Annotated in this window: 24 protein-coding genes and 1 pseudogene; 12 read left to right on the top strand and 13 right to left on the bottom strand. The window is 67.3% G+C overall.

Translation table 11 applies throughout. The annotated features are described in order from the left end of the window. Window position 1 precedes the first annotated feature (1 nt). Both AC32QD_RS02140 and AC32QD_RS02135 read left to right on the top strand, forming a co-directional pair. Entirely contained in the window at window positions 2–958 is a 957-nt protein-coding gene (locus AC32QD_RS02140; protein WP_492008829.1) for a glucokinase, read from the top strand. Between the two features lie 68 nt (window positions 959–1026). Continuing rightward, entirely contained in the window at window positions 1027–2109 is a 1083-nt protein-coding gene (locus AC32QD_RS02135) for a glycosyltransferase family 2 protein (RefSeq protein ID WP_492008853.1), read from the top strand. On the opposite strand, the gene AC32QD_RS02130 is transcribed toward AC32QD_RS02135, so the two are convergent. The 6 genes from AC32QD_RS02130 to AC32QD_RS02105 all read right to left on the bottom strand — a co-directional run bounded on the left by AC32QD_RS02130 (window position 2008) and on the right by AC32QD_RS02105 (window position 8172). After that, complete coding sequence (locus tag AC32QD_RS02130) at window positions 2008–2376, bottom strand: GtrA family protein (protein WP_492008828.1); 369 nt, start codon at window positions 2374–2376, stop codon at window positions 2008–2010. The two genes, AC32QD_RS02135 and AC32QD_RS02130, sit on opposite strands and share 102 nt — an antisense overlap. Window positions 2377–2480: 104 nt before the next feature. Then, window positions 2481–3182, bottom strand: coding sequence for a Crp/Fnr family transcriptional regulator (locus tag AC32QD_RS02125; protein WP_492008827.1), 702 nt, complete (start codon window positions 3180–3182; stop codon window positions 2481–2483). A gap of 160 nt (window positions 3183–3342) precedes the next feature. Continuing rightward, the gene (locus AC32QD_RS02120; RefSeq protein WP_492008826.1) at window positions 3343–4551 is read right to left on the bottom strand and encodes an NAD(P)/FAD-dependent oxidoreductase; all 1209 of its coding nucleotides are present in this window, start codon (window positions 4549–4551) and stop codon (window positions 3343–3345) included. Between the two features lie 147 nt (window positions 4552–4698). After that, window positions 4699–7023: an ATP-dependent Clp protease ATP-binding subunit ClpA gene (gene clpA, locus AC32QD_RS02115; RefSeq protein WP_492008825.1), complete on the bottom strand. Its 2325-nt coding sequence runs from the start codon at window positions 7021–7023 to the stop codon at window positions 4699–4701. A 170-nt stretch (window positions 7024–7193) separates the two neighbouring features. Next, on the bottom strand, window positions 7194–7595 hold the full coding sequence (gene clpS, locus AC32QD_RS02110; RefSeq protein WP_492008824.1) for an ATP-dependent Clp protease adapter ClpS: 402 nt from the start codon (window positions 7593–7595) through the stop codon (window positions 7194–7196). Between the two features lie 118 nt (window positions 7596–7713). Continuing rightward, window positions 7714–8172: a phasin family protein gene (locus tag AC32QD_RS02105; protein WP_492008823.1), complete on the bottom strand. Its 459-nt coding sequence runs from the start codon at window positions 8170–8172 to the stop codon at window positions 7714–7716. Between the two features lie 329 nt (window positions 8173–8501). On the opposite strand from AC32QD_RS02105, the gene AC32QD_RS02100 reads away from it, so the two are divergent. After that, a complete protein-coding gene (locus AC32QD_RS02100) occupies window positions 8502–9815 on the top strand; it encodes a D-alanyl-D-alanine carboxypeptidase family protein (protein ID WP_492008822.1) in 1314 nt (437 codons plus the stop codon). A 19-nt stretch (window positions 9816–9834) separates the two neighbouring features. Here AC32QD_RS02100 and AC32QD_RS02095 read toward each other — a convergent pair whose 3' ends face one another. From AC32QD_RS02095 to AC32QD_RS02080, 4 genes are all read right to left on the bottom strand, one after another. Further along, complete coding sequence (locus AC32QD_RS02095; protein WP_492008821.1) at window positions 9835–11139, bottom strand: UDP-glucose dehydrogenase family protein; 1305 nt, start codon at window positions 11137–11139, stop codon at window positions 9835–9837. Between the two features lie 23 nt (window positions 11140–11162). After that, complete coding sequence (locus tag AC32QD_RS02090) at window positions 11163–11996, bottom strand: division plane positioning ATPase MipZ (protein WP_492008820.1); 834 nt, start codon at window positions 11994–11996, stop codon at window positions 11163–11165. An 84-nt stretch (window positions 11997–12080) separates the two neighbouring features. Then, window positions 12081–12302, bottom strand: coding sequence for a 50S ribosomal protein L31 (rpmE, locus tag AC32QD_RS02085; RefSeq protein WP_492008819.1), 222 nt, complete (start codon window positions 12300–12302; stop codon window positions 12081–12083). 179 nt (window positions 12303–12481) lie between these two features. Further along, the gene (locus tag AC32QD_RS02080; RefSeq protein WP_492008818.1) at window positions 12482–13480 is read right to left on the bottom strand and encodes a ribose-phosphate pyrophosphokinase; all 999 of its coding nucleotides are present in this window, start codon (window positions 13478–13480) and stop codon (window positions 12482–12484) included. A 188-nt stretch (window positions 13481–13668) separates the two neighbouring features. Between AC32QD_RS02080 and AC32QD_RS02075 the strand changes: the two genes are divergently transcribed. The 5 genes from AC32QD_RS02075 to AC32QD_RS02055 all read left to right on the top strand — a co-directional run bounded on the left by AC32QD_RS02075 (window position 13669) and on the right by AC32QD_RS02055 (window position 17835). Beyond that, window positions 13669–14661: an MDR family oxidoreductase gene (locus AC32QD_RS02075; RefSeq protein WP_492008817.1), complete on the top strand. Its 993-nt coding sequence runs from the start codon at window positions 13669–13671 to the stop codon at window positions 14659–14661. A gap of 80 nt (window positions 14662–14741) precedes the next feature. Next, complete coding sequence (locus AC32QD_RS02070; protein WP_492008816.1) at window positions 14742–15968, top strand: aminotransferase class V-fold PLP-dependent enzyme; 1227 nt, start codon at window positions 14742–14744, stop codon at window positions 15966–15968. Next, entirely contained in the window at window positions 15968–16543 is a 576-nt protein-coding gene (gene rsmD / locus AC32QD_RS02065; protein ID WP_492008815.1) for a 16S rRNA (guanine(966)-N(2))-methyltransferase RsmD, read from the top strand. Before AC32QD_RS02070 ends, rsmD begins: the two co-directional genes overlap by 1 nt. 11 nt (window positions 16544–16554) lie before the next feature. After that, window positions 16555–17322, top strand: coding sequence for an SDR family oxidoreductase (locus tag AC32QD_RS02060; protein ID WP_492008814.1), 768 nt, complete (start codon window positions 16555–16557; stop codon window positions 17320–17322). A 24-nt stretch (window positions 17323–17346) separates the two neighbouring features. After that, on the top strand, window positions 17347–17835 hold the full coding sequence (locus tag AC32QD_RS02055; protein WP_492008813.1) for a peroxiredoxin: 489 nt from the start codon (window positions 17347–17349) through the stop codon (window positions 17833–17835). A 129-nt stretch (window positions 17836–17964) separates the two neighbouring features. On the opposite strand, the gene AC32QD_RS02050 is transcribed toward AC32QD_RS02055, so the two are convergent. Beyond that, a complete protein-coding gene (locus tag AC32QD_RS02050) occupies window positions 17965–19152 on the bottom strand; it encodes a GNAT family N-acetyltransferase (protein ID WP_492008812.1) in 1188 nt (395 codons plus the stop codon). A gap of 163 nt (window positions 19153–19315) precedes the next feature. Between AC32QD_RS02050 and mntR the strand changes: the two genes are divergently transcribed. The 4 genes from mntR (at window position 19316) to AC32QD_RS02030 (ending at window position 23012) form a co-directional block, all read left to right on the top strand. Continuing rightward, window positions 19316–19807, top strand: coding sequence for a manganese-binding transcriptional regulator MntR (gene mntR, locus AC32QD_RS02045; RefSeq protein WP_492008811.1), 492 nt, complete (start codon window positions 19316–19318; stop codon window positions 19805–19807). A 478-nt stretch (window positions 19808–20285) separates the two neighbouring features. Further along, the gene (locus tag AC32QD_RS02040; RefSeq protein ID WP_492008810.1) at window positions 20286–20714 is read left to right on the top strand and encodes a TadE/TadG family type IV pilus assembly protein; all 429 of its coding nucleotides are present in this window, start codon (window positions 20286–20288) and stop codon (window positions 20712–20714) included. A gap of 411 nt (window positions 20715–21125) precedes the next feature. Beyond that, window positions 21126–21527 (top strand): TadE/TadG family type IV pilus assembly protein, encoded by a 402-nt coding sequence (locus AC32QD_RS02035; protein ID WP_492008809.1) that lies wholly within the window; start codon window positions 21126–21128, stop codon window positions 21525–21527. Between the two features lie 57 nt (window positions 21528–21584). After that, a complete protein-coding gene (locus AC32QD_RS02030) occupies window positions 21585–23012 on the top strand; it encodes a TadE/TadG family type IV pilus assembly protein (RefSeq protein WP_492008808.1) in 1428 nt (475 codons plus the stop codon). Between the two features lie 73 nt (window positions 23013–23085). On the opposite strand, the gene ccoS is transcribed toward AC32QD_RS02030, so the two are convergent. Together ccoS and AC32QD_RS02020 are read right to left on the bottom strand one after the other, a co-directional pair. Next, the gene (gene ccoS / locus AC32QD_RS02025) at window positions 23086–23241 is read right to left on the bottom strand and encodes a cbb3-type cytochrome oxidase assembly protein CcoS (protein WP_492008807.1); all 156 of its coding nucleotides are present in this window, start codon (window positions 23239–23241) and stop codon (window positions 23086–23088) included. After that, window positions 23238–23472 (bottom strand): annotated as a pseudogene (locus AC32QD_RS02020) (ATPase); the annotation flags it as partial. The pseudogene AC32QD_RS02020 and the gene ccoS, both read right to left, overlap by 4 nt.

The raw sequence follows: 23472 nt of genomic DNA, 5'->3' as shown, positions 1-23472 counted from the left end.
CATGCCCGGCTGGCGGCTGGTGGCCGATGTGGGCGGAACCAACGTGCGGTTCGCCCGGGCGTGGGACGACGGCGAACTCGCCGACCGGGCCGAGCACGGCACGGCGGGCTGTCCCACCTTTGCGCATGCCGTGGCTGCCTATCTGCGGCAAATCGGCGGTCTTGCGGACTGCACCTCGGCAAGTGTCGGCGCCGCGGGCCCGGTTGCGCGGGGAGAGATCAGGCTGACCAACGGGGACTGGACGATCAGTCCGGCCGAGGTCTCCGCCTCGCTGGGTGGCGTGCCGGTCAGCCTGTTCAACGACCTGCAGGCGGCGGCGCTGTCAATCCCGTTTCTCGAACCCGCGGATCTCACGCCGGTGGTGACGCCGGATGTCCCGCCCGAGGCCGGCGGAGCGCGGCTCGCGGTCAATGTCGGCACCGGCTTCGGTGCTGCGGCGCTTGTCCCGGCGGCAGCCGGCTGGCTGAGCGTCGCCAGCGAGGCGGGCCACATGACGCTGGGCGCGACGGCCTCCGACGAGCTCGCGCTGGTGGCCAAGCTCGCGCCAGGCGGCGCGAGTGTCGAGGACATCCTCTCGGGTGGCGGAGTCGTCCGCCTTTACCGGTATTTCGCGGCACATCGCGATCTCGCGGCCGACCTGCACTCGCAGCAGGTGATCGCCCTTGCAGCCGCCGATCCTGCGGCGCGCCGGGCGCTCGACGTCTTCACGTCCATGCTCGCCCGGGTCGCGGGGGACCTGGCATTGGCGACGGCGGCCTGGGGCGGGCTCTACCTGTTCGGCAGCGTCGCGCTGGGCTGGTGCGCGCAGGCCGATCTGGCCGCCTTCCGCGACCGTTTCGTGGCCAAGGGCAAGATGGCGGCGCGCATGCGGGCCGTGCCCGCCTTTGCGGTGACCAACGAGGCGGCCCCGTTGATCGGGCTGGCACGGCACGACAGCCCCGGCGCGCTCTCGACTTGACCGGCACAACCCGCCTCCCGCACAGTGGCCTGCGGGATCGCCCGTCCCCGGAAAGGACGCCGACCGTGATGGCCAGGGGGTCACCGGACACCGTCGAGCTGAGCGTCGTCGTTCCCATGTGGAACGAGAGTGCCGTGATTGACGGGTTCCTGGGACGCCTCCTGCCCGTTGTCGACGGCGTGACGCGCAATTGGGAGATATTGTGCGTCGACGATGGCAGCACGGACGACACCTTCCAGCGCCTGCGGGCCTTGCGCGAGCGGGAACCGCGCATCCGCCTGCTGCGCCTGTCGCGCAATTTCGGCAAGGAGAACGCGCTGAGTGCCGGTCTGGACTTTGCCGCGGGCCAAGCCGTCATCCCGATGGACGCGGATTTGCAGGATCCTCCGGAGCTGATCCCCGAGATGGTCGCCAAGTGGCGCGAGGGCTATGACGTGGTCCTGGCCCGTCGCTCCAGCCGCGACGGAGAAGGCTGGCTGAAGCAATCCACCGCGCGCCTTTTCTACCGGCTGATCGGGCGGCTCAGCAATGTGGACATCCCGGCGAATGTCGGAGATTTCCGCCTCATGGACCGGCGCGTGGTCGAGGCCCTGGCGGCTTTGCCCGAGCGCTCGCGCTTCATGAAGGGCGTGTTCGCCTGGCTCGGCTTTCGCCAGGCGGTGCTCGACTACGCGCGCGAGACGCGGGCCGCCGGCACGGCCAAGCAGAACTGGCCGCGCCTGTTTTCGCTGGCGATCGACGGGATCGTTTCCTTCTCGGCGGCTCCGCTCAAGATCTGGAGCTATATCGGCTTCGCAATCGCCGCCTTCGCCGTGCTATTCGGGCTGTATATCATTGTCAGGACACTGATTTACGGCATCGACGTGCCCGGCTATGCCTCGTTGATGGTGGTCACGCTGTTTCTCAACGGGCTGGTGCTGCTCGGCCTGGGCGTGATCGGCGAATACCTCGCGCGCGTCTTCACCGAGGTCAAGGGCCGGCCGGTCTACGTGATCGCGGAACATGCGGGCGTGGCGGCGCTGACGGGGCAGACTGTCGCGACCCGCCGGCTAGCTCCTGAGCGCCCAGAACTTCAGCAGGACGAAGGTGAGGCCCGGCACCGTGCTGACGATGATCGCCAGCGCCAGCCAATAGGGCCCGTGGAAGGCTGATGTCACGATCCAGACGATCGCCTGATTAAGTGCGAGCCCCGTGATGGCCACGCTGGCAAAGCGTGCGAACGCCGCGCTGTCGGCGGTCGCATTCGGAAAGGTCAATCGGGTCTGGCCCAGGAACGAGACGCCGACCGCGCTGGAGAAGGCGACCAGGTTTGCCCAAAATGGCACCATGCCGACTCCGTAGGAGAGCCCCAGTCCGATGATCACATGCACCGTCGTCGCGACGACCCCGACAAAGCCGAAGCGAGACAGCTCTTTCAAAATCTGCATCCGCCACCCCTGATCGTTGGCAGCATGATAGCCACAGGGGCGAGTTTGTCGAAGCTTGATCCGTCGTGGGGGCAAGGAACCCGCGCTCGGTTGGATCACCCGTTCTCGAGCCGCGTGCGCAACCCGGTCAGGCTCTTGATGAGCAAGGCGCGTCCGCGCCGTTCGATCAGCCTGGCGTCCTTCAGCTTCGACATGTCGCGCCCGATCGCCTCGCGTTGCGAGAACAGAAGCGTTGCCAGCTCCTGCTGGGTCGGCACCGGGTCGATCACGGCGGAGTCGCCCGCGCTGCGCCCGCCTTCGGCAAGGCGCAGCAGTTCCGAGATCAGCCGCTGCTCGGCACTGAGCGTGGTGACCGAGGTGACGCGGCTCGACAGCGAGCGGATCCGGTCGACCATGTAGAGGATGAAGGCCCGGTTGACGTCCGGATGGCTGAACAGGACCTCGCAGAATTTCTCGCCGGTCATGCGCGCGATGCGCGAGTTGTCGACGGCGATCACATTGGTCGACCGCGGCTGGCCGTCGATGGCGGCAAAGAGCCCGAACGCCTCGCCCGGCGGCAGGTCGGAGAGAAAGACCTCGCGTCCTCGGTTCGTGTAGGTGGCGGCGCGCGCGCGACCCGTTAGGACGAAGAAGACGTCGTCGTCGGTTTCGTCCTCGCTGACGATCAGCGCCCCCGGCACGAAATGCGTCTCGTGCCAGTTCTGAGACAGCGCGATAACGCCTTCCTCTCCGCAGGCGTGCAGGGTCGTCCCCTCCGGAAACGCCAATGTCTCGGCGCCGTTCTCTTCCAGCGACACGCTTTCTCCCTTCTGCAGCGCGGAGGCGCCGCTAACGGCACCCGGCAAATCGACGTGCCCGAACGCGCTCCCGCACGATCGAACCGGACCCTCCGTCGTGGCGACATTAAACCGAAACCTGACCCGCTCCACAAGGCGGCGAATGCACGCGTTTCGGAGCTCAGGCGAGGCTGCGCAGATCGGTTTCCGGATCTCTCAGCGCCTCGATATCGGGAGAGACGCCCGCTTCCAGCCAGCGCTTGCCCTGCATGTAGGCCTTCGGGTCGTTGACCGCGTCGACCGCGAGGAACGTGGCGCCGCGGTAGTACCAGACCGACTGTCCGCCGGGGCGGTGGCCGGGCCGGACGAAGGTCCGTTCGTAGCCCAGGTGCAGGCCGGCGATCTGCAGCCGCGCGTCGTACTGGTCGGACCAGAACCACGGCACCGGATTGTAGGCCTCGTCGGTCCCCATGATGACGCGGGCGGCATGCTCGGCCTGGTCGATCGCGTTCTGCACCGACTCCAGGCGAACCCGGGTGCCCCGGAACGGGAAGGACGCGCAGTCGCCGGCGGCGAGAATCGACGGGTCCGAGGTCCGGCACAGCCCGTCCACGGCGATGCCGTTGTCGATGGCCAGGCCGGCGGCTTCGGCAAGCTGCGTGTTCGGCGTGACGCCGATGCCGACGATGGCGACGTCGGTGGCGATCCGCTCGCCCCCGGCGAGCTCGGCCGCCTCGACGCGCGTGTCGCCGACCAGCCGCTCGAGGCCGACGCCCTCGCGCAGCTCGACGCCGTGCGAGAGGTGCAGCGTGCGGATGAAGTCCGCCGTCTGGGGCGCGGCGACACGCTGCAGGATGCGCGGCGCGACCTCGATCACGGTGACATGCAGCCCCTTCAGCGCGCAGACCGCGGCCGCCTCGAGCCCGATATATCCGCCGCCCACGATCAGCGCGCGGCGGCTGGCAACGATGGCCGGCGCCATGTTGTCGACATCGGCAAGCGTGCGCACAACGTGGACGCCGTCCAGCGCCCCGCCGAGCGCCGGCGGCAAGCGGCGGGGCAGGGCGCCTGTGGTCAGCGCCAGCACGTCGTAGCCAATCCGCCTCTGCCCCGCGACGACTTCCCGCGCGGACCGGTCGATGGCAGACACCGGGGTCTCAAGGACCAGCTCGACGTCGTGCTCGTGGTAGAAGGCTTCGGGTTTGAGGAACAGGCGCTCGACCGTGAACTCGCCCAGCAGGTATTTCTTCGACAGCGGCGGGCGCTGATAGGGCGGCACGGGCTCGTCGCCGACCAGGGTGATCCGGCCGGTGAAGCCGTCATTGCGGAGCCTGGCAACGAGCGCTGCGCCGGCCTGGCCGCCGCCGACGATAACGACCTTCTCAGCCATGCTCGCTCCTTCTCAGGACGCCCCTGCCGCCGCGGCGCAGATTGGGAGAAGGCGGCCGCGCGCGCAACCGGATTCGCGACACGCCATGGAGACGAAAGGACCGCCTCCCGGTTTGCCCGGAGGCGGTCCTTCCGCGCGTGCCGCGGGTCAGCCGGCAGTGAGCAGCGGCGTGCGCTTGGGCGGAAGCCGCGGATGGCCCGGCGGCAGGATCTCGAGGCTGATCTTGCCGTTCGCCACGCCGACGCGGACCACGCCGCCCTTGGCGAGCTTGCCGAACAGCAGCTCCTCCGCGAGCGGCTTCTTGATGTTCTCCTGGATCACGCGGGCGAGCGGCCGCGCCCCCATCTTCTCGTCATAGCCCTGGTCGGCCAGCCACTCGGCGGCCTCGCGCGTGAGGTCGATGGAGACCCCGCGCTCGATCAGCTGGGCCTCGAGCTGGAGCACGAACTTCTCGACCACCTGCAGGATCACCTCGCGCGGCAGCGCGCCGAACGAGATCACCGCGTCGAGGCGGTTGCGGAACTCGGGCGTGAACATGCGCTCGATCGCGGCCATGTCCTCGCCCTCACGCTGGGTGCGGCCGAATCCGATTGCCGGCTTGGCGATCTCGGTGGCGCCGGCATTGGTGGTCATGATCAGCACCACGTTGCGGAAGTCCACCTGCTTGCCGTTGTGGTCGGTCAGCTTGCCGTGGTCCATGATCTGCAACAGGATGTTGAATACATCCATGTGCGCCTTCTCGATCTCGTCGAGCAGCAGCACCGAGTGCGGATGCTGGTCGATGCCGTCGGTCAACAGCCCACCCTGGTCGAAGCCGACATAGCCCGGCGGTGCGCCGATCAGGCGGCTGACCGAGTGCTTCTCCATGTATTCGGACATGTCGAAGCGCAGCATCTCGACGCCCATGCACTGGGCGAGCTGGCGCGCGACCTCGGTCTTGCCGACCCCGGTGGGCCCGGCGAACAGATAGCAGCCGATCGGCTTTTCCGGCTCGCGCAGGCCGGCGCGGCTGAGCTTGATGGCCGAGGCGAGCGCCTCGATGGCCGGGTCCTGGCCGAACACCACGCGCTTGAGGTTGGGCTCGAGCGTGCGCAGCGTCTCGGCGTCGTTCTTCGAGACGGTCTTGGGCGGGATGCGCGCGATCTTGGCCACCACCGCCTCGACCTCCTTGGGCGTGATGGTCTTGCGCCGCTTGTTGGCGGGCAGCAGGTGCTGCGCCGCGCCGGCCTCGTCGATCACGTCGATCGCCTTGTCCGGCAGCTTGCGGTCGTGGATGTAGCGCGCCGAGAGGTCCACCGCCGACTTGATCGCCTCGTTGGTGTAGCGCACTTCGTGGTGGGACTCGAAGAACGGCTTCAGCCCGCGCAGGATCTTCACCGTGTCCTCGGTCGAGGGCTCCTTCACGTCGATTTTCTGGAACCTGCGGCTGAGCGCCCGGTCCTTCTCGAAGTGCTGGCGAAACTCGTTGTAGGTCGTACTGCCCATGCAGCGCAGCGTGCCCGACTGCAATGCGGGCTTGAGCAGGTTCGAGGCGTCCATGGCGCCGCCCGTGGTGGCGCCGGCGCCGATCACGGTGTGGATCTCGTCGATGAACAGGATTGCGTCGGGGTGCTCCTCGAGCTCGCGGATCACGGCCTTGAGCCGCTCCTCGAAGTCGCCGCGATAGCGCGTCCCGGCCAAGAGCGCCCCCATGTCGAGCGCGAAGATGGTCGAGCCGCCGAGCACGTCGGGCACCGAGCCCTCGACGATCTGCTTGGCCAGGCCTTCGGCGATCGCCGTCTTGCCGACCCCGGGGTCGCCGACCAGCAGCGGGTTGTTCTTGCGCCGCCGGCACAGCACCTGGATGCAGCGCTCGACCTCGATCTCGCGGCCGATCAACGGGTCGACCCGGCCGTCGCGTGCCTTGGCGTTGAGGTTGACGCAGAACTTGCCGAGGCTGGTCTCCTCCGCCTTGGGGCCGCCGCGGCTCGGCTTTTCCTGCTGCTCGGCCTCCTCGGCGCCGCGCACCGCACGGCTCTCGCCGAAGGCGGGGTTCTTGGCCACCCCGTGGCTGAGGAAATTGACCGCGTCATAGCGGGTCATGTCCTGCTCCTGCAGGAAATAGGCCGCGTGGCTTTCGCGTTCGTTGAAGATCGCGACCAGCACGTTGGCCCCCGTGACCTCCGAGCGGCCCGAGCTCTGCACATGGATGGCGGCCCGCTGGATCACGCGCTGGAAGCCGGTCGAGGGCGCGGCCTCCGAGCCGTCGGAGTCGAAGACCAGGGTCTCGAGCTCGGAATCGATGAAGCGGGTGAGGTTCTTTCTCAGCTCGCTCAGGTCGACCGCGCAGGCCCGCAGCACACGCGCCGCATCCGGTTCGTCGAGCAGGGCGAGCAACAGGTGCTCGAGCGTCGCGAGCTCGTGCCGCCGCGCGTTGGCGAAGCCGATCGCCCGATGAATGGCTTCTTCCAGCGTGGGAGTGAGTGACGGCATGAACCTCTCCTTCGCGCGCCCGCGAGCGGGCGGACCGGTGGTCGGGGGCGGCGCCGGGCGCCGGAGCGGATGACCGCGACCGACGGCCATCCTACACCACAGACTTCTTATCTTGGCGTTGTCATGCGCCGGATCAAGCGCAAGATTTGCCGGAGCGTATCAAATCTGACTCACTCCTTCTCCAAGGTGCATTGCAGCGGGTGCTGGTTCGAGCGGGCGCAGTCCATCACCTGCATCACCTTGGTCTCGGCCACTTCGTAGGGATAGACACCGACCACCGCGACACCCTTGTTGTGCACGGTGAGCATGATGTCCACGGCCCGGGTGTGGTCCATGCCGAAGAAGCGCTGCAGCACGTAGACGACGAATTCCATGGGCGTGTAGTCGTCGTTGAGCATGAGCACCTTGTAGAGCGAGGGCTTCTTCGTCTTGGCGCGCGTCCTGACCGAGACGCCGACGTCGCCGTCGCTGCCATCGCCGCCGCTGCCGTTGTCCGGCGGATCGTCGCGGCCGAGCCGCAGCGGCAAAGGCCGGTGGTGACGGCCGGGCGTGCCGCTCGGTCGCGCACTCATTCCGCTCGCAATGCCGGTCCGCGCTGCTCTGCCCATGCTGCAATCGAATATATTGAAGTGAACAAAAGAGAAAAGGGGGCCGAGGCCCCCTTTCCCCTCACACGCTTCCGGGGAGGAATCAGAAGCGGTAGCCCTTGACCATCTCCACCGCCTCGCTGAACCGCTTGCCCAGAGGCTCGAACGCCTCCTTCGCGGCGGCGGCGTAGAGCTCGTTGAGCTTCGACGCCTCGGCGATCAGGCTCTCGAGCGACTTGCGCTGGAACGCGGTCTGCTTCTCGACCAGCTCCGCGACATTGCGGCACGAGCTGAGCTCCTTCGCGGCGGCCATGCCGTCCTCGTAGCTCTTCTTCGAGTAGGCGGCGACCTCGGAGGTCATCATCTCGAGCGCCTTGGTGGCGATGGTCGAAGAGGCGACGATGGCCTCGATGTTGCCCTGGCCGAAGGCGGCGGCCGCCTCCATGCCCTTGCGGGCCTGCCGGGCGCCGGCGTCAATCGTCTTGCCGGTCTCGGCGCCGATCTGGCCGGCGGTCTTCTCGGTCGTCTTGGACGTCTGCTTGCCGTTCGACTTGGTGGTCATGGCGGATCTCCTCGTTCGCATCGGGTTGGAATCACGACAGGGCGCGTTTGCCCGGGCGCTTCCAGCATTGGCTTCTGGCCGGGAATATGGCGCTTATGTTGCAGTGCGTCAAGAGAATTGTGCGCCGCACAATGACGCACCCGCGGCGGATCCGTGCCGGGCCGCCGGCGGACCCGCCGTTGTGCAACCGACGGTAGAATGCGTACATCGGGCAATTTTTGGATTCTCAAATCAGTTTCGGTCTGTTAGGCTCGCAATACACAACAGACGCGATCGAGCGGCAGTAAACACGCCTGGATAGGGCGGGCTGAGTATTGAGGTGGGTAACGATGCAAGTCGCCGGGCAGGGACTCCGGAGTATTCTCTTTTTCGCGGTGGTGTTTCTGGCGCTGGCCGGCGGTCCGCCGGCATCGGCGGCGCAATACTCCGCGATCGTGATGGACATGCGAAACGGCAAGGTGCTCTACCAGTACCATGCCGACCGGCGCCAGCCGCCGGCATCGCTGACCAAGATGATGACCCTCTATCTGACCTTCGAGGCGATCCAGAACGGTCAGCTCAGACTCGACCAGAAGGTCCGGGTCTCGCACAACGCCGCCAGCCAGCCGCCGTCCAAGCTCTATCTCAGGGAAGGACAGCTGGTCACCATCCGCAGCCTGATCCGCGCCGCAGCCATCAAGTCTGCAAATGACGCGGCCGTGGCGCTGGGCGACGCGGTCGCCGGCTCCGAGCATGCCTTCGCAAAGCTGATGACGGCGAAGGCGCGGCAGCTGGGCATGAAGAACACCACGTTCAAGAACGCCAACGGGCTGACCGAGCGCGGCCACCTCTCGACGCCGCGCGACATGGCGATTCTGGCGCGCCATCTGCACTACGATTTTCCGCAGTACTGGAACATCTTCGGGCGCAGGTCGACCTATGCGGCGGGCAAGCACATCTGGACGACGAACCGGCTGCTGTCGACCTATCGCGGCGCCGACGGAGTCAAGACTGGCTACACCCGCGCCGCGGGCTACAACCTCGCCGCGTCGGCGCACCGGGGGCACGAGCGGGTCCTGGTCGTGGTCTTCGGCGGTCGCTCCTCGCGCTGGCGCAATGCCCGCGTCGCCCATCTGCTCGACAAGGGCTTTGCGAGCGAGCCCACCTATGCGCAGGTGGTCCTGCCGTCCTCGGACAGCATCGAGGTCGCCAAGGCGCCGCTGCCGCCGGCCAAGCCGGGGACCCCGGCAACCGGGCTCGACATGCTGGCAAGCGTGATCGCCGGCGAGGCGCAGGCCGCCACGCCGCGCTCCGATTCGGCCTTTGCGCCGCTCTATTCAGGGGCGCCGCCGCTGCGCCCCGGCGACACGAGGCTCGGCGCGGCGGGCAGCATCCGGCCGCCCTTGCCCAAGCCCGACTGGACAGTCGAGCTCGGCCGCTTCGACAACCGCGCCGCCGCGGTGGCGCGGGTGACCGAGGTCACGCTAGGGAAACTCAAGACGCTTGCCGATGCGGCCCCGGAGATCGACGTGGTCCGGGGCCGCGCGGGCAAGCGGCTCTACCGCGTGCGCTTCGTCGGACTGGCGCCGCGATACGCCACGCAGGCCTGCCAGACGCTGCGCGCCAGCGGGCGCAACTGCGTGGCGGTGGCGCCGGGCACCTGACGGGCCGGCCCGCGAGCGATCAGAGCCGCCCCAGCGAGACATAGGTGAGCCCCGCCTCGCGCGCCTCCTGCGGCAGGTAGACATTGCGCAGGTCGACCAGCAGATCGCCGCGCATCTGCCGGCGGATGCGCCGAAGGTCGAGGGCGCGGAACTCGTTCCACTCGGTGATCAGCACGATGATGTCGGCGCCGGCGGCCCCGGCATAGGGGTCCCCGACCCATGCGGCCGGACCGAGCAGCGCCTCGCCCTCCTTGCGGCCCTGCGGGTCGCAAAGCACCAGCTCGGCCCCCGCCTCCCTGAGCGCGGGGACGATCACCAGGCTCGGCGCCTCGCGCATGTCGTCGGTGTTGGGCTTGAAGGTCACGCCCAGCACGGCGATACGCTTGCCCTGCACCGATCCGCCGGCGGCCGTGATGATCTTTTCGGCCATCGCCCGCTTGCGCGCCTCGTTGGTCTCGATCACGGTCGAGACGAGGCGCAGCGGCAGGCCGTTTTCCTCGGCGGTGCGCCTGAGCGCCATGGTGTCCTTGGGAAAGCACGAGCCTCCGAAGCCGGGCCCCGGATGCAGGAACTTCATGCCGATGCGCCCGTCGAGCCCGATGCCCTTGACCACCTCCTGCACGTTCGCCCCCACCTTCTCGCAAAGATCGGCGATCTCGTTGACGAAGGTGATCTTGGTGGCGAGAAAGGCATTGGCCGTGTACTTGATCATCTCCGCGGACTCGAGGCCGGTCTTCACGATCGGCGTCTCGCGCAGGAACAGCGGGCGGTAGACCTCGGCCATCACCTCGGCCGCGCGTTGACTCTCCACCCCGACCACCACGCGATCGGGTCGCATGAAGTCCTCGATCGCCGAGCCCTCGCGCAGGAACTCGGGGTTGGAGGCGACGTCGAAGGCCGCGTCGGGCCGGGCCGCGCGAATCCGGCGCAGCACCTCGCGGTTGGTGCCGACCGGCACGGTCGACTTGGTCACCACCACGACATAGTCCTCGATCTGGGCCGCGATCTGCTCGGCCGCTGCGAACACATAGCTCAGGTCGGCATGTCCGTCGCCGCGTCGCGCGGGGGTGCCGACGGCGATGAACACGGCCTCGGCACCGCGCATCGCGCTGGCCAGGTCGCGGCTGAAGGTTAGCCGTCCGGCCTCGATGTTCCTGCGCAGCAGCTGGTCGAGACCCGGCTCATAGATCGGCACCTCGCCGCGTGTGAGCCGCTCGATTTTGTCGGCGTTGTTGTCGACGCAAATCACCTGGTGCCCGAAATCCGAGAAGCAGACCCCGGAGACCAGGCCGACATAGCCAGTGCCGATCATCGCGATGCGCATGGCTCGATTCTTTCCTCGCGGCTCTAGGCGACCGGTTCGACGCCCGGCAGATCGAGCGCCTTGATCATTTCCCGAACCTCCTGCCGCGCCGCCACGTGGCTCATGGTCAGCGCCACCGGCCCGTCCTGCCGCAGGTCCAGAAGCGTCAGCCCGTTGAGGAACAGCTCGCGGAAGATCACCCGCTCGGAGAGCCCCGGCACGATGCGGAAGCCGATGCGGCGCGCCAGGTCCGCCATGACCTTGCCGACCCGCCGCCGGTTGCGCGAATCCAGGGTCGACAGGCGGTTCCTGAGCACGACCCAGTCCAGCGGCAGGCGTCCTTGCGCCGCGCGGCGCTGGCGGGCCTTCCAGACCATCTCGGAGTAGATCGAGGGACCGGTCACCTTGCCCGACACCGGATCGACCCGGCCCAGCAGGTCGAAATCGACCAGGCTGTCGTTGATCGGCGTGATCAGCGTATCCGCCGCCGCGTGGGCGGCCTCGGACAGCGGCGTCACCGCGCCTGGCGTGTCGATGACGATGAAGGTGCACTCGGCCGACAGCTCGGCGAGCGCCTCGCCCAGCCGGGCCCGGTCGGCCTCGGCGGCCTCCTCGCGCAGCGGCGCCTGACTTGGCTGGATGCGCACCCGCTGCGGCATGCGCAGGGTGGCGCCGATGCGCTGGCCATGCGCCTCGCGGTTGTCGAGATAGCGGAAGAAACTCTGCTGGCGGGGGTCGAGGTCGAGCGCCCCGACCCGGTGCCCGGCGCGGGCCAGGGCGACGAAGATCTGCATGGCCGTGGTGGACTTGCCCGAGCCGCCTTTCTCGTTGCCCAGCACGATCACATGTGCGGAGTCAGGGCCGGGGCGGGCGTCCATCGCTCGAAGAGCTCCCCACGCAGGAACGAAAAGCGCGCCCGGCGCGGGGCGCGCTCACACTCATTATGCCAATCCGGCCCGGAATCAGAAACCGAAACCTTCGAACTTCTTCTTGAACCGCGACACCCGGCCGCCCGTGTCCATCAGGCGCTGGCTGCCGCCGGTCCATGCCGGATGCGAGCTGGGGTCGACCTCCAGCTGCAGCGTCTCGCCCTCGGCCCCCCAGGCCGAGCGCATCTGCACCTCGGTGCCGTCGGTCATCTTCACGTTGATCACGTGGTAATCCGGGTGAATGTCGGCCTTCATCTCTCGGCTCCTCCACGGCCAGCGGATATATCGCCGAACCGCCTGTCGTCTCTGCCGGCACCGGCCGGGCCGCATGGCCCCGCACGCGGAGTCGGCGCATCGGGAAAACTCGGCGCTCCTATACTGAATGCCGGCAGCCGGGGCAAGCCCGCAGTTGCGCGGGCTGCCGCTCGCGCGCCTCATTCCACCCGGTAGAAGGCCTCGTAGATCGGCGCCAGCGTGTCCTCGTGGAACAGCGACGAGACCGAGGTGTCATTGCCCACATTGAGCACCGCCTGCGCGAACAGCGGCGCCACCGAGACCACGCGGATGTTCTTCGCCGCCTTGACCGCCTCGGTCGGCTCGATCGAATCGGTGATCACCAGGCGCTCCAGCACCGAGCCGGCGATGCGCTCGACCGCGGGGCCGCTCAGCACGCCGTGGCTGATATAGGCATGCACCTCGCGCGCGCCCTGCTCCTTCAGAAGCTCGGCCGCCTTGCATAGCGTGCCGGCGGTATCGCAGATGTCGTCGACCATGACGCAGGTGCGGCCCTGGACGTCGCCGATCACCGTCATGCTGGCGATCTCGCCCGGCCGCACCCGGCGCTTGTCGACGACCGCGAGATCGGCGCCGATGCGCTTGGCGAGATCGCGCGCGCGCACCACGCCGCCGACATCGGGCGAGACGACGGTGAGGTCTTCGCGCTTGCCCAGCTGGTGCTTGATATCGAGCGCGAAGACCGGCGCGGCGTAGAGGTTGTCGGTCGGAATGTCGAAGAACCCCTGGATCTGCCCGGCATGCAGGTCCATGGTCAGCACCCGGTTGAGGCCGGCCACGGTGATCAGGTTGGCCACCAGCTTCGCCGAGACCGGCGTGCGCGCCGCGGTCTTGCGGTCCTGCCGCGCATAGCCGAAATAGGGCATCACAGCGGTGATGCGCCGGGCCGAGGCACGGCGCAGCGCGTCCGTGATGATCAGCAGCTCCATCAGGTTGTCGTTGGCCGGGTTCGAGGTCGACTGGAGGATGAAGACGTCCTCGCCGCGCACGTTGTCGTAGATCTCGACGAAGATCTCCTTGTCGTTGAACCGCTCGACCCGCGCGTCGGCGAGCGCGATCTTGTCGCCCCGGTAGACCGAGATGCGCCGGGCGATGGCCTCGGCCAGGGATCGGTTCGAGTTTCCGGCGATGAGCCTCATGCTGCGCTCGGTCTTCATGCTGTCCCGCGGTCCCCCAGGCGCTCCCTCGGAGTCGGCGCTTCTTAGCAAGGGGCCGGACGTTTGCAAAGCGGCACGACGACTTGCACAGGCTTGCCAGACGTTTCATTGTCCGACAGGTTCCGCTTTGCCGGGGCGGTTGGGATGAAATCGGACAAGCGGAGGACTCCATGAGCTTCAGGGCGCTGATCGTCGAGAAGGACAAGGACGGCAACATCACCCAGTCCGTCGATCGCATCGGCGAGGACCGGCTGCCCGAAGCGGACGTCACGGTGGCGGTGGAGCATTCGACGCTGAACTACAAGGACGGGCTGTGCCTGACCGGAGGCGGCGGCCTCGTGCGCAGCTACCCGCATGTGCCGGGCATCGACTTCGCCGGCACCGTCGAGCGCTCCGACAGCGATGACTGGCAGGCGGGCGACAAGGTCATCCTGACCGGCTGGCGCGTCGGCGAGGTCTGGTGGGGCGGCTATGCCCAGAAGGCGCGCGTGAAGAGCGAATGGCTGGTGCCGCTGCCCGACGGGCTGACGACGCGCCAGGCCATGGCGGTCGGCACCGCCGGGCTGACCGCGATGCTGGCGGTGCTTGCGCTCGAGGACCACGGCCTGGCGTCCGATGTCGGGCCGGTGCTGGTCACGGGCGCGTCAGGCGGTGTCGGCTCGGTGGCGACCGCGATCCTTGCCAATCTCGGCTACGAGGTCGCCGCCGTGACCGGGCGCCCGGAGACGGCCGACTATCTGACCTCGCTCGGCGCCTCGCGCATCGTGGCGCGCGAGGAGCTCGCCGACGCCCCGTCCAAGCCGCTCGAGTCCGAGACCTGGGCGGGCTGCGTCGACGCGGTCGGCGGCCCGATGCTGGCGCATGTCCTGACGCAGATGAAATACGGCTGCTCGGTCGCCTCCGTGGGCCTGGCCGGCGGGCCGAAGCTGCCCACGACCGTGATCCCGTTCATCCTCAGGGGCGTCAACCTGCTCGGCATCGACTCGGTCATGCAGCCGCGCGACCGGCGCATCAGCGCCTGGCAGCGCATCGCCCGCGAGATTCCGATGGAAACGCTCGAGGCGATGGTCTCCACCGCCACGCTCGAGGACCTGCCCGAGTTGGGCCGCGCCATTCTCAAGGGTCAGGTCAAGGGCCGCGTGGTCGTCGATCCCAACGCCTGAGCCGCCTTCCCCGGGCCGCATTCCTGGGCTAGCCTTGCGCGGCGCTCCACCCATCGCCCGAACAGCGGCCGGGGCATGCCATGACCGAGCTCGACCTTGCCTTCGCGCGCAGCCTGTTCCCGGCCTTCTCCGAGCCGACGCTCGAAGGCTGGGCCTTCTTCGAGAACGCCGGCGGCTCCTATCCCTGCACGCAGGTGGTCCGCCGCCTGACCGAGTTCTACACCCGCACCAAGGTCCAGCCCTACGCACCCTATCCCGCCTCGCGCCGCGCCGGCGCGCTGATGGACGAGGCCTATCTCAGGCTCGCGACCTGCCTCAATGTCGGTGACGACGAGGTGCATTTCGGCCCCTCGACCAGCCAGAACACCTATGTGCTGGCGCGCGCCCTGCGCCCGCTGTGGTCCGAGGGCGACGAGATCCTCGTCACCAACCAGGACCACGAGGCCAACTCCGGCGCCTGGCGCCGGCTGGCCGAGACCGGCATCGTCGTGCGCGAATGGCAGGTGGACCGCGAGACCGGCCACCTCGACCCGGCGGACCTCGATGCACTGCTCAGCGAGCGCACCCGGCTCGTCGCCTTCCCGCACGCCTCGAACATCGTCGGCGAGATCAACCCGGTGGCCGAAATCGCCGCCAAGGCCCGCGCCGCCGGGGCGATCAGCGTGGTCGACGGCGTCTCCTACGCGCCCCACGGCCTGCCCGACATCGAGGAGCTGGGCGTCGATGCCTACCTCTTCTCCAGCTACAAGACCTACGGGCCGCACCAGGGCGTGATGGCGGTGCGCCGCGCGCTGGCCGAGCGGGCCGAGAACCAGGGCCACTCTTTCAACGCCGGCGACATTCGCAAGCGCCTCACCCCGGCCGGGCCCGACCACGCCCAGGTCGCGGCGATGGCGGGGGTGGCCGACTATATCGACGCGCTCTATGCCCACCACTTCACCACCAACCTGGCGGCGGATGGCCGGGCGCGGCGGGTGCACGATCTGATGCGGGGCCAGGAGGTCGCCCTGATGCGCCCGTTGCTCGACTACCTGCGCGGGCGCAACGACGTGCGCCTGCTCGGGCCGGACGAGGCCGCGGCGCGCACGCCGACCCTTGCCATCGTCCACGCCCGGCCGGGCGAGGAGCTCGCCCGCGAGCTGGCCGAGCACCGCATCATGGCCGGCGGCGGCAGCTTCTATGCCAACCGGCTGGTCGAGGCGCTGGGCATCGACCCGGAGCACGGGGTGCTGAGGGTCTCCTTCGTGCACTACACCTCGCCCGAGGAGGTGGACCGGCTGATCCGGGCGCTCGACGCCGTGCTCTGATGCGTATCGTCGCAGGGCGTCTCGGCGGCCGGCGCCTGGCCGCGCCGGGGGCCGCGGGCGGCGGCAAGGCGCATCTCAGGCCGACCTCGGACCGGGTGCGCGAGGCGCTGTTCAACCATCTCGCGCACAGCCACTACGGCACGCCGCCGCTGCCGCAGAGCCGGCGCGTGCTGGACCTCTTCGCCGGCACCGGCGCGCTGGGGCTGGAGGCGCTCTCGCGCGGCGCGGCGCGCGCAGTGTTCATCGACGACCTTGCCGTCGCGCGAGCGCTGATCCGCGAGAACGTCGAGACCCTGGGGCTGACCGGTCAGACCAGGATCTGGCGCCGCGACGCAACGCGCCTCGGCCCGTGCCGGGGCGAGCCCTTCGATCTGGTCTTCCTCGACCCGCCCTACCGCTCGGGCCTCGGCGACGCGGCGCTGGCCTCTGCGCGGGCGGGGGACTGGATCGCGCCCGATGCCGTGATCGTGGTGGAGCTCGCCGCAGACGAGACCGCGCCCGGGCCGGACTGGTTGACCTTGGCCGAGCGCCGACGATATGGCGACACACAGATCCTGATCTTCACCACCGGCTGAGGAAGTGTCCCATGAAAATCGGAGAGCAAACGCCCGCGATCGTGACCGGCGGGGCGAGCGGTCTCGGCGAGGCCTGTGCCCGCGCCTTCCGCGACCGGGGTGCCCCCGTCGCCATCCTCGACCTGCAAAGGGAGAGCGGCGAGGCGGTGGCCGGCGAGATCGGCGCCCTCTTCATCGAGACCGACGTCACCAGCGACGCTAGCGTCAAGGCCGCGCTCGGCAAGGAGGCCGACGCCCACGGCGTCGCCCGCCTCGTGATCAGCTGCGCCGGGATCGCGCCGGCGATGAAGACGGCCGGCTCCAAGGGGCCGCACGACATGGCCCTGTTCGAGAAGGTGCTCGCGGTGAACCTCGGCGGCTCCATGCGGGTCATGTCGCTGGCCGCCCAGGCCATGCGCGAGGCCGAGCCGCTGGACGAGGATGGTTGCCGGGGCGCGATCATCAACACCAGCTCGGTCGCCGCCTTCGAGGGACAGGTCGGGCAGGGCGCCTACGCCGCCTCGAAGGGCGGCATCGCGGCGCTGACCCTGCCGGCGGCGCGCGACCTCTCGCGCGACGGCATTCGGGTCAACACCATCGCGCCGGGTATCTTCTCCACGCCCATGCTGGCGGCGATGCCCGACGACGTGCAGCAGAGCCTCGCCAGCCAAGTTCCCTTCCCGGTCCGCCTCGGCCAGCCGGAGGAATATGCGGCGCTGGCCTGTTACATCGCCGAGGCCGGCTATATGAACGGTCAGGTGATCCGCCTCGACGGCGCCATCCGTATGGGTCCGCGCTGAGGAGATAAGGAAGGGGAGAGCGAGATGACGATTTCCGTGGGCCAGCGCGTGCCGGAGGCGACGCTGTTCGAGCTGACCGAGCAGGGACCGCAGGCGGTCAAAAGCGGCGACCTCTTCGCCGGCAGGACGGTGGCGCTGTTCGGGGTGCCGGGCGCCTTCACGCCCACCTGTCACCGGACGCACATGCCGAGCTTCGTCGACAGCGCCGACCAGCTCCGTGCCAAGGGCGTCGACGAGATCGTCTGCATCTCGGTCAACGACCCCTTCGTGCTCAACGAGTGGCGCCGGGCGACCGGTGCGGACAAGGCCGGGATCCGGGTCATCGGCGACTCCGCGGCCGAGCTGACCCGCGCAATGGGGCTCGACTTCGATGCCTCGGCGCGCGGGCTGGGCGTGCGCTGCCGCCGCTTCTCGGCCCTGGTGAAGGACGGCGAGCTGGCGGTGCTCAACATCGAGGAGTCGCCGGGCCAGGCGACCTGCTCGGTCGGCGAGGTGCTGCTCGACCAGATCTGACGCGGATGGACACAACCGCTGGCGCCAAGTTAACCATGATCGCCGTTCACGGCGCGGTTTCAATGATTTCAATGGGTTAACACCGTGTCCACGCGTGGACACGGCTTTGGGGCCGGCAAAATCGCGAGATCAGCCCTGCTTGCGGAAGGGCACCAGCTCGGCCAGCAGGGCCTGTTCCTCGTCCACCGCGGCGCGCTCGCGCTCGAGGTAGTCCGCCACCGCCCTGCGAAAGCCCGGGTCGGCGATCCAGTGCAGCGAGTGCGTGGTCACCGGCTCATAGCCGCGGGCCAGCTTGTGCGGGCCCTGCGCCCCGGCCTCGACCCGGCCGAGCCCGTGCGCGATGGCGAAGTCGATGGCCTGGTAATAGCAGGTCTCGAAATGCAGGAAGGGGTGGTCCTCGACGCAGCCCCAGTAGCGCCCGTAGAGCGTCTCGCGCCCGATCAGGTTGAGCGCCCCGGCGATCCAGCGCCCCTCGCGGCGGCACATCACAAGCAGCACGTCCTCGCGCATTGTCTGGTGCAGGAGGTCGAAGAAGTCCCGCGTCAGATAGGGCCGGCCCCATTTGCGCGCCCCGGTGTCCTGGTAGAAGCGCCAGAAGGCGTCCCAGTGCTCGGGGCGCAACGCGTCGCCCGTGAGCCAGTGGATCTCGATGCCCGCGGCGACCGCCCGGGCGCGCTCCTTGCGGATCTGCTTGCGCTTGCGCGAGGTCAGCGCCGCGAGGAAGGTCTCGAAGTCGCGGTAGCCCTGGTTCACCCAGTGGAACTGCTGATCGGTGCGCTGGAGCAGTCCCAGCCGGCCGCCCAGCTCCCACTCCTCGCCGGTGCAAAAGGTGATATGGAGCGAGGACAGCCCGTTCTCGGAGGCAAGCTCGATCGCGCCGCGGACCAGCGCCGCGCGCATCGCCTCCGCCTCGATGCCGGTGCCCTCGCGCGCCAGCAGGCGCGGCCCGGTGGCGGGCGTGAAGGGCACGGCGGCCTGGAGCTTGGGATAATAGTCCCCGCCGGCCCGCTCCCAGGCATGCGCCCAGGCATGGTCGAACACGTACTCGCCCTGGCTGTGGCCCTTGAGGTAGAGCGGCATGGCTCCGACGACCCGCCCGTCGACGCGGGCGAGGAGGTGATGCGGCGCCCAGCCCTGCGCCGCCACCGCCGAGCCGCTCGCCTCCAAAGCGTGCAGGAACCGGTAGGTCAGAAAGGGAAACCGGGCGCGGCCCCCGGCCATGGCCTCGGGCGAGGCGCAGGCGTCCCACTCCTCGGCGCTGATCCGGTCGATCCCGGGTTCGACCCGGATCTCCAACGTCGGCTCGCTTCCGTCCATCGATGATCACTCCGGCGACGTCCCGCTAGAGCTTGGTCGTGTCGGCTGTCCCGTCAAGGGCGCCGGCCCAACGGCGCATCGACCGCGCGGCCCGTCACCGGTGGCCAAGCCGCGACCGCGCCGTGCGCTTGTCAATCCGACGGGGTCCGCTAAGGTGCCGCCAATGTCATCGGAGCGCGAGAAACCTGGCGAGCCCGCGTCTCAGCCGGAGTCCGGCGAGACCGGGACCCGCGTGCCCGAGGATCAGGCCGATGCCTTTCAGCTCACCCGTGAGGCGCATCGCAGCGAAATCAACGAAGATTATGTCGAGCTGATCGCCGAACTGATCGAGCAGAGCGGCGAGGCCAGGCCCGTCGAGATCGCCGAGCGCATGGGCGTGAAGCAGCCGACGGTGACCAAGACCCTCGCCCGCCTGCAGCGCGAGGGGCTGGTGGTGCGCCGCCCCTATCGGGCGGTCTTTCTTACTGCGGCGGGCCAGGCGCTCGCCGATGCCTGCCGCCACAGGCACCGCCTGGTGGTTGCTTTCCTGATCGCGCTCGGCATCGACGAGGCCACCGCCGAGCAGGACGCCGAGGGCATCGAGCACCATGTCTCCGACCACACCCTCGGGGCATTTGCCCGTTTCATCGAGAGGCCCCGCCGGACGACCGGCTGACCCGGGCAAAGGCATGCTGTGCCGAGGGCGCCCGGATCACATTCGGACCCACTGCCAGGACCCATTTCATTCCCGACCGGCCCGAGCGGGTCGGAGACCAACGGGAAATGCAAATCCAGTCGACGCCGGCCATTACTTGCGCAGGTTCCCGCGACACTTTTCTCTATGGCAAGGAGGAACGGAATTTTCGCGTATTGAGGGTATCAGGCAGGCCGGGTCCGCATGGGGTCACTCGCGTGCAATTCTAGCGGGGGTTGTTTTCCATGGCACTCCAGTGCGGGTCTCCGCGCTCGCTTGTCTGTTCAGGGCCCCCCGGAAAGCGTTGAAAAACCATCGGGTTCACGGAAAAGTTCACAAAGCGCACGAAATCTTCCCTCTACTTAATAGTGTAAACCATCTGTTTGCTCTATACTTTTACGGGAAATGCGATTCGTTCGTCCGCGCCGTGTGGTGCATTTGCAGGATGGGATGGGATTTGATGCTGTGGATCGACCGTTTCCGCCGTGACGAGCGGGGCTCGGCCTCGATCGAGTTCGTGTTGTGGATTCCCATCCTTATTCCTGTTCTGCTGCTTACGATCGACGCCACGACCTTGTACCAGATACACTCCGAGATGTGGAACGTGGCGCGCGACACGGCGCGGCAATTGAGCGACGGCGACATCATGTGCCCGGCCGACGCCAAGACATATGCCATCGACGCCTTGAGCCATGGAGATCCTCAATACGCGGCGGACCATTATTTCGTGCAGGCGTGGAACGATTCGGTCAAAGGCGCCCAGGTCGTCATCACGCTGCGCATGAAGGATACGCCGATCTTCGGTTGGGCGGCGCTCACGCTCATGGGTCGCGACATCGTCGCGCGGGTGGTGATGCGTTACGATCCGCGGCTCAAGCCCACCTGCTAAGCCCGACTGCAGCCAGTATTGAGTGCTGCGGCAATGCACAAGCAGAAGGTCGTTCACGCTTTTCGTCTCGCCCGCGCGTCGATGTGGCGAGTGATCGGGTGCGCAAATCCCCCAACTCGAAGGCTTCAGAAAGAAGGCGGAGGGGAAAATACGTCAGATCAACCTGCGGTTGATTTTGTTCCTTGCGGTCCGCGACGCGTGACCCGGGGAGCGGCGCGTTGCCGCGGTGTTGCCTTCGGTCCGTATGTGCCTGAAAAGCGACACGGTTCGCGCCCGCATTCAGATTTAGGACGAAATAATCTCTCTACTTATTCGTGTAAGCGAAGTTTTAAGATATACTTTGGAGCGATCCGCGATTCGCGGCGGGCTCCTTTTGCCGTGACGAGTCGGGCGCGACGAGGAGTGCATCCGATGGGTAAGGTGACTCGGTTCCTCCGGGAAGAGCAGGGCGCTGTGACCATTGAGTTCACGGTGTTCGTGCCGCTGTTCATCTTCCTTTTCCTGTTCATGACCGATGCCGCGGTGATCTATTTCACATATTCACAGATGTACAATGTGGCTCGCGACTTGGCGCGGAAGATGTCGATCGGTCAGATCACCACCCAAGCACAAGCACAGCAATACGCCGCCGAGAATCTGTTACTGGGGCAACGGACCTACACGATAGATCCGAAGCTGTGCTGCAACAGCGTAACCATCTGGGTCAGCGTGTCCGATGCCGCAGTGTTCGGTAGTTGGTTTAAACCGATCCTGGGCAAGGCAATTTACGCCCATGCGGAGATGGGAGCCGAGCCTGTCGGGCCGCTGCCATAGTGATCCGCCTGGCCTGGCGGAGCTGCGGCGCCGCGCAGTATGAAGGGAGACTTCGCCATGTTGAGCAGGAAAGTTCGTGAATTTCTGCACGACGAACGTGGCAGCTACACGATCTGGTCGCTGGTCTGGTTTATCCTCTATCTCGGGATCGGCGGACTGGCGGTGGACGGAACGGATGCCTTCCGCAACCAGATCCTGCTCCAGTCCACGGCTGACTCCTCGGCGCTTGCCGGCGTCATGTCGCTCGGGACGGTCGGCGACGACCCGAAAGCCGAAGCGCTTGCCTATGCCGCCAACAACATGACATCGACCCTGTTCGGCAAGGTCCTCAAAAAGTCCGACGTGCACGTCGGCATCTGGGACTTCAGCACCGACACGTTTACCGAGGACCCCTCCTACGATCCGGCCAGTCCCAACGACAAGGACAATGCCGTCTACGTGGTCACCCGCCGGGACCAGGCGAACAAAAATCCGGTGGTCATGAACATGCTGCGCATCATCCAGCTGTGGGGCGCCAATGCCTGGTGGAACGTCCAGACCGAGGCGGTCGCGGTCAAGTATAACAACACCTGCCTGACCGAGAACGGCATGAGCGCCGAGAACTCCGTGACGATCGCCGGCAACAATTCATTCAACAACATCTGCGTGCACGCACAGAATGCCGTCGAGGACCCGGGGCATAATTATTCGATCAAGATCCAGAACAACAACACGATCGGCGACAACACGACATTCAGCCAGCCCGACCCAACTCAGTTCGACGGGCGGCCGAATGTCTGCACGCAAAATACCGGCCTGTGCGACCCGGGCGTGATCACGAAGGGCTCCATGCCGGCCTTCGACGCCATGGTGGTCGACAACTATATCGCCCAGTTCGCCAGCGGCGATTCTGCAATCATGCCAAGCTACATGTATCAAACCAATACCGACGGAACGACAACGGCACCGACCGTCGTAACATTGACCTCCGCTCAGGCGAACAGTTCAACTTTTCAGTTTCAGCCGTATAATGTTTATGATGTGAAATGCCCTTCGGCGAACAACCAAGTCAATCTTTCGAACTCATATCTCATTCAGAATGTCGTCATCGTTGCCGATTGCGCTATCCACGCGGACACCGGCGTTCAGCTTAAGAACGCGGTCATCGCCTCGAGCGCCTTGGGAAACGGGAGCGACCCACTCTCAAAGAGCACCTTTGATTTTCCGTCCGGCGCGGTGATCGGCGATTCGAGCTTTTGTGACGACAGCAACGGCCAGGTCTTCCTGCTTTCGTCCGCTTCCATGCATGTGGCGGCCGGGCCCGACGTTTATGGCCTCAGGATGATTGCCGGCGGGAACCTGAACTTCACCGCGAACGCCAATGTCTATGGCATCTCTGCGGTGGCAGGCGGCGACATTAGCACCACGTCAAACGGCACCTGGGAGTACTGTGCCAACGGCAAGTTCTCCGGTCCATACCAGTATTACTACCGGCTGGTGCGCTGAAGCTCCGGGCGGGCTGGCGCGGGCGCCGGTGTATCAGACTGCCGGCGGGTCTCGGTCACGCGGCCCGGCAGCGTCACTCGTCCGGCCGGTCCCTCTCGTTGAACAGCACGCGCGCCTGGTCGCCGTCGAGATCCTCGAACTGGTTGGTTTTCAAAGCCCACAGGAATGCAGCGAGCCCCAGCCCGCCCAGCGCGAGCGACGCCGGGATCAGGATACCGAGGATCGTCATTTCGCCCTCCCTTGCCTGAGCGCGTTCAGCGTCACGGAAACCGATGAGCCCGACATCGCCAGTGCTGCAATGAGGGGCGTCACCAACCCGGCCATCGCCACCGGGATCGCCACGGCGTTGTAAGCCGCGGCGAGCGCAAAGTTCTCGAGCGCCCGGGCACGCGCCATTCTCGCGGTCTCCAATGCAAAGAGCACTGGCGCCAGCCGCTCGCCGGTGAAGACCAGACCGGCC

The organism is Thermohalobaculum sp., from assembly GCF_058622915.1.
This window is presented reverse-complemented; position numbering and strand designations above follow the sequence as displayed.

Excerpts from the sequence above, each read along its gene's own strand:
- AC32QD_RS02140 (WP_492008829.1), top strand. The coding sequence starts at position 2 with ATGCCCGGCTGGCGGCTGGTGGCCGATGTGGGCGGAACCAACGTGCGG.
- AC32QD_RS02135 (WP_492008853.1), top strand. The coding sequence starts at position 1,027 with ATGGCCAGGGGGTCACCGGACACCGTCGAGCTGAGCGTCGTCGTTCCC.
- AC32QD_RS02120 (WP_492008826.1), bottom strand. The coding sequence starts at position 4,551 with ATGGCTGAGAAGGTCGTTATCGTCGGCGGCGGCCAGGCCGGCGCAGCG.
- clpA (WP_492008825.1), bottom strand. The coding sequence starts at position 7,023 with ATGCCGTCACTCACTCCCACGCTGGAAGAAGCCATTCATCGGGCGATC.
- clpS (WP_492008824.1), bottom strand. The coding sequence starts at position 7,595 with ATGAGTGCGCGACCGAGCGGCACGCCCGGCCGTCACCACCGGCCTTTG.
- AC32QD_RS02105 (WP_492008823.1), bottom strand. The coding sequence starts at position 8,172 with ATGACCACCAAGTCGAACGGCAAGCAGACGTCCAAGACGACCGAGAAG.
- AC32QD_RS02100 (WP_492008822.1), top strand. The coding sequence starts at position 8,502 with ATGCAAGTCGCCGGGCAGGGACTCCGGAGTATTCTCTTTTTCGCGGTG.
- AC32QD_RS02095 (WP_492008821.1), bottom strand. The coding sequence starts at position 11,139 with ATGCGCATCGCGATGATCGGCACTGGCTATGTCGGCCTGGTCTCCGGG.
- AC32QD_RS02090 (WP_492008820.1), bottom strand. The coding sequence starts at position 11,996 with ATGGACGCCCGCCCCGGCCCTGACTCCGCACATGTGATCGTGCTGGGC.
- rpmE (WP_492008819.1), bottom strand. The coding sequence starts at position 12,302 with ATGAAGGCCGACATTCACCCGGATTACCACGTGATCAACGTGAAGATG.
- AC32QD_RS02080 (WP_492008818.1), bottom strand. The coding sequence starts at position 13,480 with ATGAGGCTCATCGCCGGAAACTCGAACCGATCCCTGGCCGAGGCCATC.
- AC32QD_RS02075 (WP_492008817.1), top strand. The coding sequence starts at position 13,669 with ATGAGCTTCAGGGCGCTGATCGTCGAGAAGGACAAGGACGGCAACATC.
- AC32QD_RS02070 (WP_492008816.1), top strand. The coding sequence starts at position 14,742 with ATGACCGAGCTCGACCTTGCCTTCGCGCGCAGCCTGTTCCCGGCCTTC.
- rsmD (WP_492008815.1), top strand. The coding sequence starts at position 15,968 with ATGCGTATCGTCGCAGGGCGTCTCGGCGGCCGGCGCCTGGCCGCGCCG.
- AC32QD_RS02060 (WP_492008814.1), top strand. The coding sequence starts at position 16,555 with ATGAAAATCGGAGAGCAAACGCCCGCGATCGTGACCGGCGGGGCGAGC.
- AC32QD_RS02055 (WP_492008813.1), top strand. The coding sequence starts at position 17,347 with ATGACGATTTCCGTGGGCCAGCGCGTGCCGGAGGCGACGCTGTTCGAG.
- AC32QD_RS02050 (WP_492008812.1), bottom strand. The coding sequence starts at position 19,152 with ATGGACGGAAGCGAGCCGACGTTGGAGATCCGGGTCGAACCCGGGATC.
- mntR (WP_492008811.1), top strand. The coding sequence starts at position 19,316 with ATGTCATCGGAGCGCGAGAAACCTGGCGAGCCCGCGTCTCAGCCGGAG.
- AC32QD_RS02040 (WP_492008810.1), top strand. The coding sequence starts at position 20,286 with ATGCTGTGGATCGACCGTTTCCGCCGTGACGAGCGGGGCTCGGCCTCG.
- AC32QD_RS02035 (WP_492008809.1), top strand. The coding sequence starts at position 21,126 with ATGGGTAAGGTGACTCGGTTCCTCCGGGAAGAGCAGGGCGCTGTGACC.
- AC32QD_RS02030 (WP_492008808.1), top strand. The coding sequence starts at position 21,585 with ATGTTGAGCAGGAAAGTTCGTGAATTTCTGCACGACGAACGTGGCAGC.
- ccoS (WP_492008807.1), bottom strand. The coding sequence starts at position 23,241 with ATGACGATCCTCGGTATCCTGATCCCGGCGTCGCTCGCGCTGGGCGGG.